The 13001-nt window shown below is 74.4% G+C and carries 14 protein-coding genes and 1 riboswitch; of the genes, 8 read left to right on the top strand and 6 right to left on the bottom strand.

All coding sequences use genetic code 11. The annotated features are described in order from the left end of the window. Nucleotides 1-19: 19 nt before the first annotated feature. Complete coding sequence (locus OG767_RS04130) at nucleotides 20-880, bottom strand: DUF3152 domain-containing protein (protein ID WP_405092227.1); 861 nt, start codon at nucleotides 878-880, stop codon at nucleotides 20-22. A gap of 139 nt (nucleotides 881-1019) precedes the next feature. Here OG767_RS04130 and OG767_RS04125 point away from each other — a divergent pair, with 139 nt between their 5' ends. The 5 genes from OG767_RS04125 (at nucleotide 1020) to OG767_RS04105 (ending at nucleotide 5214) form a co-directional block, all read left to right on the top strand. After that, nucleotides 1020-2219 (top strand): DUF2786 domain-containing protein, encoded by a 1200-nt coding sequence (locus OG767_RS04125; RefSeq protein ID WP_405092226.1) that lies wholly within the window; start codon nucleotides 1020-1022, stop codon nucleotides 2217-2219. Between the two features lie 403 nt (nucleotides 2220-2622). Then, nucleotides 2623-2793 carry a GntR family transcriptional regulator gene (locus tag OG767_RS04120; RefSeq protein ID WP_405092225.1) on the top strand — a complete coding sequence of 57 codons (171 nt, stop codon included), beginning with the start codon at nucleotides 2623-2625 and terminating at the stop codon, nucleotides 2791-2793. A gap of 155 nt (nucleotides 2794-2948) precedes the next feature. After that, nucleotides 2949-3308 carry a YciI family protein gene (locus OG767_RS04115; protein ID WP_405094129.1) on the top strand — a complete coding sequence of 120 codons (360 nt, stop codon included), beginning with the start codon at nucleotides 2949-2951 and terminating at the stop codon, nucleotides 3306-3308. Continuing rightward, the gene (locus OG767_RS04110) at nucleotides 3305-4549 is read left to right on the top strand and encodes an RNA polymerase sigma factor (protein WP_405092224.1); all 1245 of its coding nucleotides are present in this window, start codon (nucleotides 3305-3307) and stop codon (nucleotides 4547-4549) included. Before OG767_RS04115 ends, OG767_RS04110 begins: the two co-directional genes overlap by 4 nt. 29 nt (nucleotides 4550-4578) lie before the next feature. Next, the gene (locus OG767_RS04105) at nucleotides 4579-5214 is read left to right on the top strand and encodes a dihydrofolate reductase family protein (RefSeq protein WP_405092223.1); all 636 of its coding nucleotides are present in this window, start codon (nucleotides 4579-4581) and stop codon (nucleotides 5212-5214) included. Between the two features lie 60 nt (nucleotides 5215-5274). On the opposite strand, the gene OG767_RS04100 is transcribed toward OG767_RS04105, so the two are convergent. The 4 genes from OG767_RS04100 to OG767_RS04085 all read right to left on the bottom strand — a co-directional run bounded on the left by OG767_RS04100 (nucleotide 5275) and on the right by OG767_RS04085 (nucleotide 8992). Beyond that, on the bottom strand, nucleotides 5275-5448 hold the full coding sequence (locus OG767_RS04100; protein ID WP_281943306.1) for a CsbD family protein: 174 nt from the start codon (nucleotides 5446-5448) through the stop codon (nucleotides 5275-5277). A gap of 80 nt (nucleotides 5449-5528) precedes the next feature. Then, nucleotides 5529-7784, bottom strand: coding sequence for a heavy metal translocating P-type ATPase (locus OG767_RS04095; RefSeq protein WP_405092222.1), 2256 nt, complete (start codon nucleotides 7782-7784; stop codon nucleotides 5529-5531). Nucleotides 7785-7800: 16 nt separating this feature from the next. Further along, the gene (locus OG767_RS04090) at nucleotides 7801-8751 is read right to left on the bottom strand and encodes a hypothetical protein (RefSeq protein ID WP_405092221.1); all 951 of its coding nucleotides are present in this window, start codon (nucleotides 8749-8751) and stop codon (nucleotides 7801-7803) included. A gap of 34 nt (nucleotides 8752-8785) precedes the next feature. Then, nucleotides 8786-8992: a heavy-metal-associated domain-containing protein gene (locus OG767_RS04085; protein ID WP_405094128.1), complete on the bottom strand. Its 207-nt coding sequence runs from the start codon at nucleotides 8990-8992 to the stop codon at nucleotides 8786-8788. An 85-nt stretch (nucleotides 8993-9077) separates the two neighbouring features. On the opposite strand from OG767_RS04085, the gene OG767_RS04080 reads away from it, so the two are divergent. From OG767_RS04080 to OG767_RS04070, 3 genes are all read left to right on the top strand, one after another. Further along, nucleotides 9078-9377 (top strand): metal-sensitive transcriptional regulator, encoded by a 300-nt coding sequence (locus tag OG767_RS04080; RefSeq protein ID WP_281943313.1) that lies wholly within the window; start codon nucleotides 9078-9080, stop codon nucleotides 9375-9377. Between the two features lie 228 nt (nucleotides 9378-9605). Then, complete coding sequence (locus tag OG767_RS04075) at nucleotides 9606-10913, top strand: YibE/F family protein (protein ID WP_405092220.1); 1308 nt, start codon at nucleotides 9606-9608, stop codon at nucleotides 10911-10913. 154 nt (nucleotides 10914-11067) lie between these two features. After that, nucleotides 11068-11199, top strand: a riboswitch (cyclic di-AMP (ydaO/yuaA leader). Between the two features lie 3 nt (nucleotides 11200-11202). Beyond that, nucleotides 11203-12228: a coiled-coil domain-containing protein gene (locus OG767_RS04070; protein WP_405092219.1), complete on the top strand. Its 1026-nt coding sequence runs from the start codon at nucleotides 11203-11205 to the stop codon at nucleotides 12226-12228. Nucleotides 12229-12282: 54 nt separating this feature from the next. Here OG767_RS04070 and OG767_RS04065 read toward each other — a convergent pair whose 3' ends face one another. Continuing rightward, nucleotides 12283-12936, bottom strand: a complete 654-nt coding sequence (locus OG767_RS04065) for a carbonic anhydrase (protein ID WP_405092218.1) — start codon at nucleotides 12934-12936, stop codon at nucleotides 12283-12285. Nucleotides 12937-13001: the final 65 nt, after the last annotated feature.

Raw genomic sequence — 13001 nt, 5'->3', positions numbered from 1 at the left:
CACCCGGCGGGTCGGCGGGTCAGTGGTCCCCGGCCGGGATCGGGTCGTCGTACTGGCCGGACGGGCCGGCCAGCGGCTCGCCACCCACCAGCGGCCACGCGTTCGGCGTGCAGCCGTGCAGGCCGAGCGTCTGCTGCACCATCACCGGCGCCGGGCCGCCGGAGCGGGGGCAGCGCTCGTGGCCGTGGCCGAGCCGGTGGCCCACCTCGTGGTTGAGCAGGTAGTGCCGGTAGAGGCCGAGGTCGGGCACGTGCGGCACGCCGTACACCCAGCGGGCCACGTTGATCACCACCCGGTCGCCGTTGCGGCAGGACGTGTAGCGGTCGGTCGGGTCGCCGCACAGCTCGCCCCGGGTGACCGGCGTGGTGAGCAGCACGGTGAAGTCGGCCGGCGCGTCCCGGCCCACCCGTTGCAGCCGCCACCGGCCGTCACCGGTCCAGCCGCGCGGGTCGGCGAGCGTCGCCGCGACGTCCCGGGCGAAGCGCTCCACGTCCACGTTGCGGATGCCGTCCTCGACCGCGACCCGGTACCGCAGCAGCTCACCGCCGCGCCCGGCGACCGCGCCGGTGGTGTCGGCGGTGCGGAACCCGCCCCCGCCCCGGAGCGGGTAGCCGATGGCGGGTGGCACCCGGCCGGCTGCCGGGACCGGCGACGGGGCGACCTTCACCGGCGGGGCGGTCGCCGCCGGCGGGCGCGCGGACGGCATCGCCGCCGGCACGGTCCGGTCCACCCCGACCGAGGCCAGCAGCTCCGGGTGGCGTCGCACCGCGTACCCACCGATCGCCGTGAGGCCGGTCACGACGAGCACCGCCGCGAACGCGCGGAGGCCGGCCCCCGACCGTCGTCGGCGGCGGTGCACGCCCCGGTCCTGCCCGCCCACGTCGCTCTCCGTCCGTCGCCCCGCCAGCGTTCCGGCCAGGAGTACGGATACCAGGTCCGGACGGTTGAACGGAAGGGCCGGGTACCGTCTGTGCCGGGGTGGACGACCTGCCGCCTGTCGGATTCCAGGGGAGCCACCCGTGTCACCAGCCGAGACGCTGCTCGACGACGCCCTCGCGGCGGCGCGCGGCACCGACGTACGCGCCGCCGAGCGCGCCCTCGACGCTCTGGTGGTGGGCGACGGCGCGGCGGTGGACGCGGCGCTGCTCGCCCGCCTCGCCCGCGCCGTGGGGCGGCTCTGGCCGCGCGGCTGGCAGCCGGTCGACGTGGACCGGCTCGCCACCCGCCGGCTGACCGCGCGCGGTGCCCGGCTGCTGCGCGACACGCTGGCCGCCCAGCGGCGCGCGCTGCCCGCACCGGTGCCGGTCTGGTTCGACGAGCAGCTCACCGACCTGGCCGCCCACTGGGACACCGACGCGGGCTGGCTGGACCGCCGCGCCGACGGCGACCGGATCACCGCGTTGCGGGACGCGGTCGACGCGCTGGTGCTGGTCGAGTCACTGCCGCCGATCGCGGTGCTCCGGCCACCGCCCGGCGCCGCCGCCGTCCCGCTCGCCGCCGTGCCGGCCACCGGTTCCCGGATGCTCGACCGGGTACGCGCGCTGCTGGCCAAGGCCGAGTCGAGCGGCTACCCGGCCGAGGCGGAGGCGTTCACCGCGAAGGCGCAGGAGCTGATGGCCCGGCACAGCATCGACGCGGCGCTGCTCGCCGCCACCGCCGAGCGGCCCGACCAGCCGGGCGGGATGCGCCTCGGCACCGACGCCCCGTACGCGGCGGCGAAGGCGCTGCTGGTCCAGGAGGTGGCGGCGGCGAACCGGTGCGAGTCGGTCTGGTCCGACGACCTGGGCTTCGCCACCGTGCTCGGGTTCCCGGCCGACCTGGCCGCGGTGGAGCTGCTGCACACGTCGCTGCTGGTGCAGGCCACCGCCGCGATGCTGCGCGGGCGTGGCGATCGCAGCGGACGCGGCAAGGGCGGCGGCCGGCGTACGAAGGGTTACGACGAGTCGTTCCTCAACGCGTTCGCGCTGCGGATCGGGGAGCGGTTGCGGGCGGCCAGCACGGCGGCGGCCGAGGAACACGCCGACGATCGCCTGCTGCCGGTGCTGGCGGCCCGGTCGGACGCCGTCCGGGAACGCGCTGACCAGCTCTTTCCCGGCACCACCCGGCACCGGCTCCAGGTGCGTGACACGGAGGGGTGGAGTTCCGGCACCACCGCCGCCGACCGCGCCTCCCTCGACGCCGGCCGCCCCGCCCCTCGCCCCCTACGCGGCCCACGCTGACCCGTCTTCCCGCGCGACGCGAGGCCTGCGACGCCCCTGCCCCGGCGATCATGAAGTTGGCGGTACGCGTTGTCCGTTTTTTCACCGTCAACCTCATGATCGGCCTCGGACGGGCACGTGCTCCGTTCATTGCTGCCTCGAAGACCTCTCGCGCCTCCGAGGCCGCACCTGGCTCGTCGATCGGCATGGTGCACCGCCCTCCCGAAACGACCGCGAGTAGACCGCCGTGGGGGCAGAGTCCTGCGTCGTGCTCCCCCACAGCGGGACGGCCGGAAACCGGGAGTGCTGAAGTCCAGGAGTAGCCGACCGCTATCTCACTGTCTCCACATTGCCGGGTTCTTCGCTTGTCTCGACCAGTCCGGGCTGGAAGCATGATCTCCGCTGAAGTCCAGGAGAACCGACCATGCCGACCAGGCCACCGCACTACCGGCGCGTCGCCGATGACATCGAGGCCAAGATTCGTGCCGGCGACTACGCGCCAGGGCAACAACTACCCTCGGTTTCCGAGATCGGTGAGCGGTACAACGTCGCAGTTTCGACGGCCTATCGGGCGGTGAAGGAACTGCACGCCTGAAACCTGATCTACGGCCAGCAGGGTCAGGGCGTTTTCGTCGCCGAGCCCGAATAACTTCCTACCCCTCCCCGTGTCGGATCGGGTCGGTCGGCTCCGACCCGGCTGTGAGGCGCCACCGACGGTGGCCCGTACCCGAGGAGTGGACCGTGAAGTACATGCTGCTGATCTGGAACCGGCCCGGTTTCGCCGACGAGCTGACCGAGGCGGAGCGCACCGCGATCTTCGGCGAGGTCGGCGAGATCATGAAGGCGCTGACCGAGTCCGGTGAGCTGGTCGGCGGGGAGGCGCTGGCCGACCCGTCGCAGACCCGGACCGTACGCCCCGCGGGCGGCGGCACGGAGATCACCGACGGCCCGTTCGTGGAGAGCAAGGAGCAGTTCGCCGGCTACCTGACGGTCGACTGCGAGACGCCGGAGCGGGCCGTCGAGATCGCCGCGAGCTGGCCGGACGTGCGGCTCGGCTTCGGCGTGCTGGAGGTGCGCGCGGTGATGGAGCAGGCCGGGACGGAGATGTGACCTCCCGGGCGGTCGAGGACCTGCTGCGGACACTCGCGCCGCAGGTCCTCGGCGTGCTCGTCCGCCGGCACGGCCAGTTCTACGCCTGCGAGGACGCGGTCCAGGAGGCGCTGCTCGCCGCCGCCACCGGGTGGCCGGCGCAGGGCGTGCCGGAGCATCCCCGCGCCTGGCTGGTCACCGTGGCCGCCCGCCGACTCACCGACGAGTGGCGCAGCGAACACGCCCGCCGGGCGCGCGAGGTCGCGGTGGCGGTCCGGCAGCCGGCGTACGCGGCGGTCGCCCCGCCCGCCGACGAGGAGCCGCCGAGCCGGGACGACACGTTGCGGCTGCTGTTCCTCTGCTGCCACCCGGCGCTGCCGGTCAACGCCCAGGTGGCGCTCACGCTGCGCGCGGTGGGCGGGTTGAGCACCGCCGAGATCGCGCGGGCGTACCTGGTGCCGGAAGCGACCATGAGCCAGCGGATCCGCCGCGCGAAGCAGCGGATCGAGGCGGCCGGGGCACGCTTCACGCTCCCGTCGGGCGCGGACCGGGACGAACGGCTGGGCGCGGTGCTGCGCGTGCTCTATCTGATCTTCAACGAGGGCTACACCGCGTCCAGCGGGGAGGCGCTGCACCGGGTCGAGCTGACCGGGGAGGCGATCCGGCTGGCCCGGGAGCTGCACCGGCTGCTGCCGGACCAGGGCGAGGTGGCCGGGCTGCTGGCGTTGATGCTGCTCACCGACGCGCACCGGGCCGCCCGGACCGGGCCGGACGGGGAGCTGGTGCCGCTGGCCGAGCAGGACCGCACCCGCTGGGACACCGCTGCCGTGGCGGAGGGGATCGCGCTGGTGACCGACGCGTTGACCTGGTCGGCGCCCGGCCCGTACCAGGTGCAGGCCGCCATCGCCGCGGTGCACGCGGAGGCGCCCACCGCCGCGACCACGGACTGGCCGCAGATCGTGGCGCTCTACCGGGTGCTGGCCCGGCTCGCGCCCAACCCGATGGTCACGCTCAACCAGGCGGTCGCGGTGGCCATGGTGGACGGCCCCCGGGCCGGCCTGGCGATGCTCGCCCCGCTGCACGCCGACGACCGGACCGCCGGCCACCACCGCCTCGCCGCCGTCCGCGCCCACCTGCTCGAACTAGCAGGCGACCGGGCGGACGCCCGGACCGCCTACCTGGCCGCCGCCCGGGCCACCACCAGCCTGCCCGAGCGGCGTTACCTGGAGGTACGCGCCGCGCGGCTGGCCGCCGAGCGATGAGTTCCGCCGGCCCGGCGGGTCCACCCCTCATGGGAGAGGTCACCAGTCAACTGTCGATGTCGTTGGACGGGTACGTGGCCGCGCCGGGTCAGAGCGTGCAGGATCCGCTCGGGCAGGGCGGCCTGCGGCTGCACGAGTGGGCGTTCGCCACCGAGAGTTGGCGCACGCAGCACGCCCTCACCGGCGGGGAACGCAACGTCGACGCCGACGTGGTCGAGGAGATGACCGCCGGCGTCGGGGCGTACGTGATGGGCCGGCGCATGTTCGGCGGCGGCGAGGGGCCGTGGGACCGGGCCTGGACCGGGTGGTGGGGTGCCGATCCGCCGTTCCGTGTCCCGGTGTTCGTGCTGACCCATCACCCGCGGGCGTCGCTGCTGATGGCCGGCGGCACGGAGTTCCACTTCGTCACCGACGGCGCCGAGGCGGCGCTGGAGCGGGCCCGGGAGGCGGCCGGCGACGGCGACGTGTGTGTGGCCGGTGGCGGCGGCACGGTACGCGGCTACCTGGCGGCGGGCCTGCTCGACTCGCTCTGGCTGCACGTGGTGCCGATCGTGCTGGGCGGCGGCACGCCGCTCTTCGACGGACCGCTGGACGTGACCCTGACGCCGGAGCGGGTGGTCGCGGGTCCCACCGTCACCCACATCCGCTACCGCGTGCCGCGCTGACCGCCACGCAGCACGCCGGGCCGGCCCGAAGGCCGGCCCGGTGGGGTGTGCGAGCGTACGTCAGCTCTTGAAGGCGTCCTTGATCTTCTCGCCGGCCTGCTTGAGCTTGGCGCCGGCCTGGTCGTTGCGGCCCTCGGCCTCGAGGCGCTCGTTGTCGGTCGCCCGGCCGATGCCCTCCTTGACCTTGCCCGCGGTGTCCTGGGAAGCGTTGTCGATCTTGTCGTCGAGACCCATCGGAACCTCCAGCTCAACAGTTGCGTGACGACAACGAGTTACCCAAGCGGTCGCCCGCCCAACCATGCCGGTGCCCGGCGTCACCCGATCGGGCGAAAGCGCCGCAGTCGCAGGCTGTTCGCCACCACGAACACCGACGAGAAGGCCATCGCCGCGCCCGCGAGCATCGGGTTGAGCAGCCCGGCGGCGGCCAGCGGCAGCGCGGCCACGTTGTAGGCGAACGCCCAGAACAGGTTGCCCTTGATGATCGTCAACGTGCGGCGGGAGAGCCGGATGGCGTCCGCCGCGGCCAGCAGGTCGCCCCGCACCAGCGTCAGGTCGGCGGCCTCGATGGCCACGTCGGTGCCGGTGCCCATGGCCAGCCCGAGGTCGGCGCGGGCCAGCGCGGCGGCGTCGTTGACCCCGTCCCCGACCATGGCCACCACCCGGCCCTCGCCCTGGAGCCGCTCGACCACGGCCACCTTGTCGGCGGGCAGCACCTCCGCGATCACCTCGTCGATGCCCACCTCGGCGGCCACCGCTCCGGCCACGGTGGCGTTGTCGCCGGTGAGCAGCACCGGGGTGAGCCCCAGGCCGCGCAGCCGGTCGACCGCCGCCCGGCTGGTCGGCTTCACCGCGTCGGCCACCGCGAGCACGCCCCGGGCCCGCCCGTCCCAGCCGGCCAGGACCGCCGTGCGGCCGGCGGCCTCCGCGCCGGTCGCGGCGCGCACGACCTCCTCGGGTACGTCGAGACCGCGCTCCCGCAGCAGTCGGAGCCGCCCGACCACCACGCTCCGGCCGTCGACCGTGCCGGTCACGCCGAGCCCTTCGGCGTTCGCGAAATCGACGACGGCGGGCGTCGGACCGGCCTCGGCCGCGCCCTCGGCGACCGCCCGCGCGATCGGGTGCTCGGAGGCCGCCTCCAGCGCGCCGGCCAGCCGGAGCAGCTCGCCGGCGTCCTCGCCGTCGGCGGGCAGCACCTCGGCCAGCGTCATCCGGCCGGTGGTGACGGTGCCGGTCTTGTCCAGCACCACGGTGTCCACCCGGCGGGTGGACTCCAGCACCTCCGGTCCCTTGATCAGCACGCCGAGCTGCGCGCCGCGCCCGGTGCCGACCAGCAGCGCGGTCGGGGTGGCCAGGCCGAGCGCGCAGGGGCACGCGATGATCAGCACGGCCACGGCGGCGGTGAACGCGGCGGTGGGCCCAGCGCCGGTGCCGAGCCACCAGCCCAGCGTGCCGGCGGCCAGGGCGATCACGATCGGCACGAACACGCCGGAGATCCGGTCGGCGAGGCGCTGCACCGCCGCCTTGCCGGTCTGCGCCTGTTCCACCAGCCGGGCCATCTGGGCGAGTTGGGTGTCGCCGCCGATCCGGGTGGCCCGGACCACCAGCCGGCCGCCGGCGTTGACGGTGGCGCCCACCACGGCGTCGCCCGGCCCGACCTCGACCGGCACCGACTCGCCGGTGAGCATGCTGGCGTCGACCGCCGAGGTGCCCTCCTCGACCACGCCGTCGGTGGCGATCTTCTCGCCGGGCCGGACCACGAACCGGTCGGCGACCGCGAGCTGGTCGACCGGGATCCGGACCTCCTGCCCGCCGCGCAGCACGGCCACGTCCTTCGCGCCCAGCTCCAGCAGGGCCCGCAGCGCGGAGCCGGCGGTGCGCTTGGCGCGGGCCTCGAAGTAGCGCCCGGCCAGGATGAAGACGGTCACCCCGGCGGCGGCCTCCAGGTAGATGTTGCCGGCGCCGTCGCCGCGGGTGATGTCGAACCGGAACGGGTGCGTCATCCCGGGCATCCCGGCGTCGCCGAGGAAGAGCGCCCAGAGCGACCAGCCGAACGCGGCCAGCGTGCCGAGCGAGACCAGTGTGTCCATGGTCGCCGCGCCGTGCCGCAGGTTGACCAGCGCGGCCCGGTGGAACGGCAGCCCGCCCCAGACCACCACCGGCGCGGCCAGCGTGAGCGAGGCCCACTGCCAGTAGTCGAACTGCCAGGCCGGCACCATCGCCAGCACGATCACCGGCAGCGTCAGCACGGCGGACACCCACAGCCGGGTACGCGCCATCCGCAGCTCGTCGACCGGCTCGGCGGCCGTGACCTCCCCGGCGCGGGCGGGCGGCGGCGGCACCTCGGCCGTGTAGCCGGTCTTCTCCACGGTGGCGATCAGGTCGGCCGGCGCGATGTCGTCGGCGTACCGGACGGTGGCCTTCTCGGTGGCGTAGTTCACCGTGGCCTCGACGCCGTCCATCCGGTTGAGCTTCTTCTCGATCCGGGCGGCGCAGGACGCGCAGGTCATGCCGCCGATCGCGAGTTCGATCAGGTTCGGCGCGGTCGGCAGCGTCTTTCCCGTGGTGGTCATCGCGACACCTCCCCGGTCAACTGTGCCCGTGCCCCGGCGTGCCGTGTCCGGCGTCCGGGGTCGGTGCGGTGGTGGGTGCCGGCGCGGGCTGAGCGCCGGCCAGGACGGTGAACTCGGCGGTGTGCACCGCGTCGCCGTGGCGGAAGTCCAGGTAGAGACGGTACGCCCCGGCGGACGGCACCTCGGCCGCGAACGTGACCGCCGGCCCGGCGGGCGTGCGCCCGTCGTCGGGCGTGCCTTCCGGGTGCACGTGCAGGTAGGCCAGGTCGCCCTGGCGCAGCGCCACCAGGTGCCCGTACGCGCCGAGGTAGGGCTGGAGGTCGGTGACCGGGCGACCGGCACGGCTGACGGTGAGCGTGAGCCGGCTGGTGCGGCCGGGCTCCGGCGTGCCGGTGAGCGTGACCGTGTAGCCGTCGACCGTGGCGGTGGTGGCCGGCGCCGGCAGCGGCCGGGCGGCCAGCGGGCCGGGGACGGTGACGTCGACGCCGAGCGTCAGCGGCTCGCCGCCGGTCGGCGTGAAGTCGGCGAACGCCCGCCAGACGCCGGGCCCGGCGAGCGGCGAGGCGACCCGCCAGGTGCCGTCGGCGGCCAGCTCCGGGTGCACGTGCCGGAAGCCGGACAGGTCGCGGCGGGCGACGATCAGGTGCATGCGCTTGTCGTGCGCCACGTCGTAGCGGGTGACCGGTGCGCCGTCCGGGCCGGTGATCCGGAACGCGAACTCGCCGGCCGGGGCGGTCACCGGCTGGAGCGTGTAGCCCCGCTCGGAGACCAGCAGGCCGCCGGGCAGGTGCGCGTCGCCGGCGCTCTCGTCGCCGTGGCCGGCGGCTCCGTGGTCGGTGTCGGTGGTGTCGTGTCGGGTCTCGGCGGCCGGGGCGACGGGACCGGCCACGTGACCGATCCCGTACGCCCCGGCGAACACCGCCGCGAGGCCGAGCGCGAAGCCACTCAGCTTCGTCGCCGTGTTCATGGTGCCTCCTCGGTTCTGCGGGTCCGCGGACCCGTCACGCCCCGGCGAGGTCGTAGCCGGCCTCGTCGACGGCGGCGCGCACGGCGTCCGCGTCCAGTGTTTCCTGGCTGGTGACGGTGACCCGGCCGGTGGCCAGGTCGACCTGGACGTCGGTGACGCCCGGCAGCGCGCTCAGCTCGGTGCTGACCGCGGTGACGCAGTGCCCGCAGGTCATGCCCCGCACCTGGTAGGTGGTGTCCATCTCGCCCTCCGATCTGATACCCATACCCCCTGGGGGTACGAGTCGAACGGTATCATACCCCCGAGGGGTACGGTATCCTCGACGCATGACCACGCCGTCCACCCCGGTCCGGGGCTACACCGCCAGCAAGGACCAACTGCTCGCGCGGCTCCGCCGCATCGAGGGGCAGGTCCGGGGCATCGAGAAGATGGTCGAGGACGACCGTTACTGCATCGACGTGCTGACCCAGATCTCCGCCATCCAGGCCGCGCTGGACAAGGTCGCACTGGGCCTGCTCGACGGCCACGCCCGGCACTGCATGCACGAGGGCGCCGCCGAGGGCCGAGCCGACGAGATGGCAACCGAAATGATGGCCGCCGTGGGCCGCCTCATGAAACGCGGCTGACCCACCCCACCCCACCCCACCCCACCCCACCCCGCCGATCTTGCAGTTGCGGCCCTCGAAACGCCCTGTTCGCGCCGTTTGCCAGGGCCACAACTCCAAGATCGCGCAGGTGGGGTGGCTACCATGACCCGGGCGGCGACCCCGGGCGTGGGCAGGACGCGTCCGCGCCGGGCCGGTGGACGACCGGGCCGGTGAACCGGTGCGCCGCGATTCGTAGGGAGAGCCACCGTGGGCGCCGACCACACCCGTCCCGCCCCCGCCGCGCCGCCGGGCGTACGCCGGCTCCTGCTCGCGACCGTGGTGCCGCTCTTCGTGCTCACCGTGCTCGCGGCGCTGGTGCTCTGGCCCCGGGGCGGCGGCCCGGAGCGGGCCGAAGCCGAGAACGTGCCACGCCACCACGGCACGGTGACCCGGGTGGTGACCGAGCCCTGCCCGCCCACGCCGGAGGCCCCCGAGGGCGGCGGCGGCCGGTGCGGCACCGTGACGGTCGCCGCGGAGCAGGGCCCGGACGCCGGCCGGCAGGTCGAGATGCCGATCCCGGACGGGCCCGGCGCACCACGCGTCGAGGTCGGCGACGAGGTGATCCTGGTCGAGCTGACCGACCCGGCCGACCCGTCGGTGAAGGCGTACAACATCGCCGAGCACCAGCGCGCCACGCCGTTGATCTGGCTGGTGGCGCTCTTCGCCGCCGCGATCGTGGCGTTCGGGCGCTGGCGTGGGCTGGCCGCGTTGGGCGGGCTGGTGGCGAGCTTCGCCATCCTGCTCGGTTTCGTGCTGCCCGGCATCGGCGCCGGCCGGTCCCCGCTGCCGGTGGCGATCGTCGGCGCCGCGCTGATCATGTTCGTGGTGCTCTACCTGACCCACGGGATCACTGCGCAGACGTCGGTCGCGGTGCTCGGCACGCTCGGCAGCCTGGTGGTCACCGGCGTGCTGGGCACGCTCGCCACCGCCGCCACCCACCTGACCGGCTTCGGCAGCGAGGACGCCACCACGCTCTCCATGTTCCAGGGCGGCGTGGACCTGCACGGGCTGCTGCTGGCCGGCATCATCATCGGCTCGTTGGGCGTGCTGGACGACGTCACGGTCACCCAGGCGGCCACCGTCACCGAGCTGGCGCACGCCAACCCCGACCTGTCCCGGCGGCAGCTCTACCGGGCGGCCACCCGGGTGGGCCGGGCGCACATCGCGTCCACTGTCAACACCATCGTGCTGGCGTACGCGGGCGCCTCGCTGCCGCTGCTGCTCCTGCTGGTGGCCGACTCCCGCCCGGTGAGCGAGATCCTCACCAGCGAGTTCCTGGCCCAGGAGATCGTCCGCAGCGCGGTGGCGACGCTCGGTCTGATCGCCGCCGTACCGCTCACCACCGCGCTGGCCGCGGTCGTGGCCACCGCCGGACGGCGCGGGCCGGCGGCCGGGGCGTCGCCGCCACCGCCGGACCGGCCCCCGGCGGCCCGCGGCGAGGCGCTGGAGGCGCTCGGCGGGACGCCGGCCGAACGGTGGCCCGGCCGCCGGGGAAGTACGGATGTCGCATGGTGACACTCCGCAGCGTGACGGCGCGCGGGAAACGCGATGCTGGTCACGCTGGGCAATGTCGAATTCTCGCGATTGGTCGGCTTCCGGGCGTAGATCCTCGGTCGGCATCTCGGGTAACCTCGCTGCCGGTCACCGCCGAAGGCGCGCACCGGCGCCTGCGGTGCCGCCGCCCAATCGCCTCCGGGCGAGCCGGGGAACCAGGTACATGGGGTGAATCCGCGTCAGCGGTAGGGGCCGCTTCCGTCCCGAACCCGTCAGCTAACCCGGTCGGCGGCCGACGGAAGGGAACACTGTGACGGCACCCCTGCGCCGCTGCTTGACACCCGTGGTGGCCGTGCTCGCCGCGCTCGCCGTGCTGGTCGGGCCAACCCCGGCGTCGGCGGCCCCGCACACCGCCGCCCCCAACCCCTCGGGGCACTCGGAGGACGACGACCCACCGCTGATCAGCGAGGCCGTCACCGCCGCCAACCGGGCCTACCTCCAGGCCAAGTCCAAGCTGGACACGTCGCGCAAACGGCAGCTCAAGCTCGCGCTCGAGGTGAAGGCGGCGCAGAACGAACTCGACGCGCTCAGCCCGCAGGTCACCGAGATCGCCGCGCAGTCCTACCGCACCGGTCGGGTCGGTGCGATGGCGATGCTGCTGGAGAGCGACTCGCCCGACTCGTTCGTCCGCCGGGCCAGCGCCCTGGACGAACTCAACCTGTTCAACGGGCAGCGGCTCGCCGCCATCAACGCGGTGAAGACGCGCGCCGAGCAGGCCAAGATCGCGCTCGACGCCGAGGTGCGCGAGCAGGAGAAGCAGACGAACGCGATGGCCCGCGAGAAGGTCGAGGCGCAGAAGGCGCTGAAGCTGGTCGGCGGGCTGGACTTCACCGGTGGCCTGGTCTCGGCCACCTCGCCGGTTGCCAAGATCGGCCCCGGCCGCACCGCCGACGGCGGGTGGAGGTCCGAGTCGTGCAGCGAGAACGACCCGACCACCTCCGGCTGCGTCACGCCGCGCACGCTGCACGCGTACAAGGAGGTCAAGCGCGCCGGCTTCAACCGCTTCGTGGGCTGCTACCGCCCCGGCGGGCCGTGGGAGCACCCCAAGGGCAAGGCGTGCGACTGGTCGTTGCAGAACAGCGGCTTCTCGCCGTGGCACAACAACGACACCCGCCGGTACGGCAACGAGGTGGCCGCCTTCCTCATCCGTAACGCCGACCGGTTGGGCATCTACTACGTGATCTGGAACCGGCAGATCTGGTTCCCGGCGACCGGCTGGAGTTCCTACAGCGGGCCGTCGAACCACACCGACCACGTTCACATGTCACTGCTCTGACGCGTACGCGGGAAGGGGCCGCCCGGAGGCGGCCCCTTCTGTGTCCGGGGGTGGTCAGCCGGCGAGCGCCGGGTCCGCCGGTGCGGCCGGCGCGGGCACCGGGGCCGAGGACTGCGCCACCGTCCGCACCTCGCCGCCGCTGAGCCGGTACGACATGCCGGCCACCGCGCACGCTCCGGCGGCCACCCGCTCGGCGAGCACCGTCGAGCGGGCCAGCAGCGTCTCCACGGTCTGCGCGATGTGGATGTCGATGATGCCGTCGAGGTCGGTGACCTCCTGCCGGGCGGCCCGGAGCAGGCTGGGCGACACGGCGTCCACCACCGCGCCCAGGTGCCCGGCCGGCGCGGAGCCGGTGCGGACCGCCTCGCGGGCCGCCTGGACCGCGCCGCACGAGTCGTGGCCGAGCACCACCACGAGCGGCGTGCCGAGCACGGTCACCGCGTACTCGACGCTGCCGAGCACCTCGGGGCCGGCGGTGTGCCCGGCGGTACGCACCACGAAGAGGTCGCCGAGACCGCGGTCGAAGATGATCTCGGCGGCGAGCCGGGAGTCGGAGCAGCCGACGATCACCGCGAACGGGTGCTGGCCCTCGGCGACCGCGGCCCGGTGCCCGGCGTCCTGGTTCGGATGCTGCGGCACGCCGGTGACGAACCGGTGGTTACCGGCCCGCAGTTCGGCGAGTGCCTCGTCGGGAGTGCTCGGGATCATCGCTGCTCACCTCGTCCTCGGGCGGAACGACCGGGCCGGCGGTCGGCGGTGTCGGCCTCGCGACC

The organism is Micromonospora sp. NBC_01392 (assembly GCF_045040125.1).
Taxonomy (GTDB): domain Bacteria; phylum Actinomycetota; class Actinomycetes; order Mycobacteriales; family Micromonosporaceae; genus Micromonospora.
This window is presented reverse-complemented; position numbering and strand designations above follow the sequence as displayed.

What these genes read in the sequence shown, in the direction of transcription:
- OG767_RS04120 (WP_405092225.1), top strand. Translation starts at nt 2,623, where the DNA reads ATGCCGACCAGGCCACCGCACTACCGGCGCGTCGCCGATGACATCGAG.
- OG767_RS04115 (WP_405094129.1), top strand. Translation starts at nt 2,949, where the DNA reads ATGCTGCTGATCTGGAACCGGCCCGGTTTCGCCGACGAGCTGACCGAG.
- OG767_RS04105 (WP_405092223.1), top strand. Translation starts at nt 4,579, where the DNA reads ATGGGAGAGGTCACCAGTCAACTGTCGATGTCGTTGGACGGGTACGTG.
- OG767_RS04100 (WP_281943306.1), bottom strand. Translation starts at nt 5,448, where the DNA reads ATGGGTCTCGACGACAAGATCGACAACGCTTCCCAGGACACCGCGGGC.
- OG767_RS04095 (WP_405092222.1), bottom strand. Translation starts at nt 7,784, where the DNA reads ATGACCACCACGGGAAAGACGCTGCCGACCGCGCCGAACCTGATCGAA.
- OG767_RS04090 (WP_405092221.1), bottom strand. Translation starts at nt 8,751, where the DNA reads ATGAACACGGCGACGAAGCTGAGTGGCTTCGCGCTCGGCCTCGCGGCG.
- OG767_RS04085 (WP_405094128.1), bottom strand. Translation starts at nt 8,992, where the DNA reads ATGGACACCACCTACCAGGTGCGGGGCATGACCTGCGGGCACTGCGTC.
- OG767_RS04080 (WP_281943313.1), top strand. Translation starts at nt 9,078, where the DNA reads ATGACCACGCCGTCCACCCCGGTCCGGGGCTACACCGCCAGCAAGGAC.
- OG767_RS04065 (WP_405092218.1), bottom strand. Translation starts at nt 12,936, where the DNA reads ATGATCCCGAGCACTCCCGACGAGGCACTCGCCGAACTGCGGGCCGGT.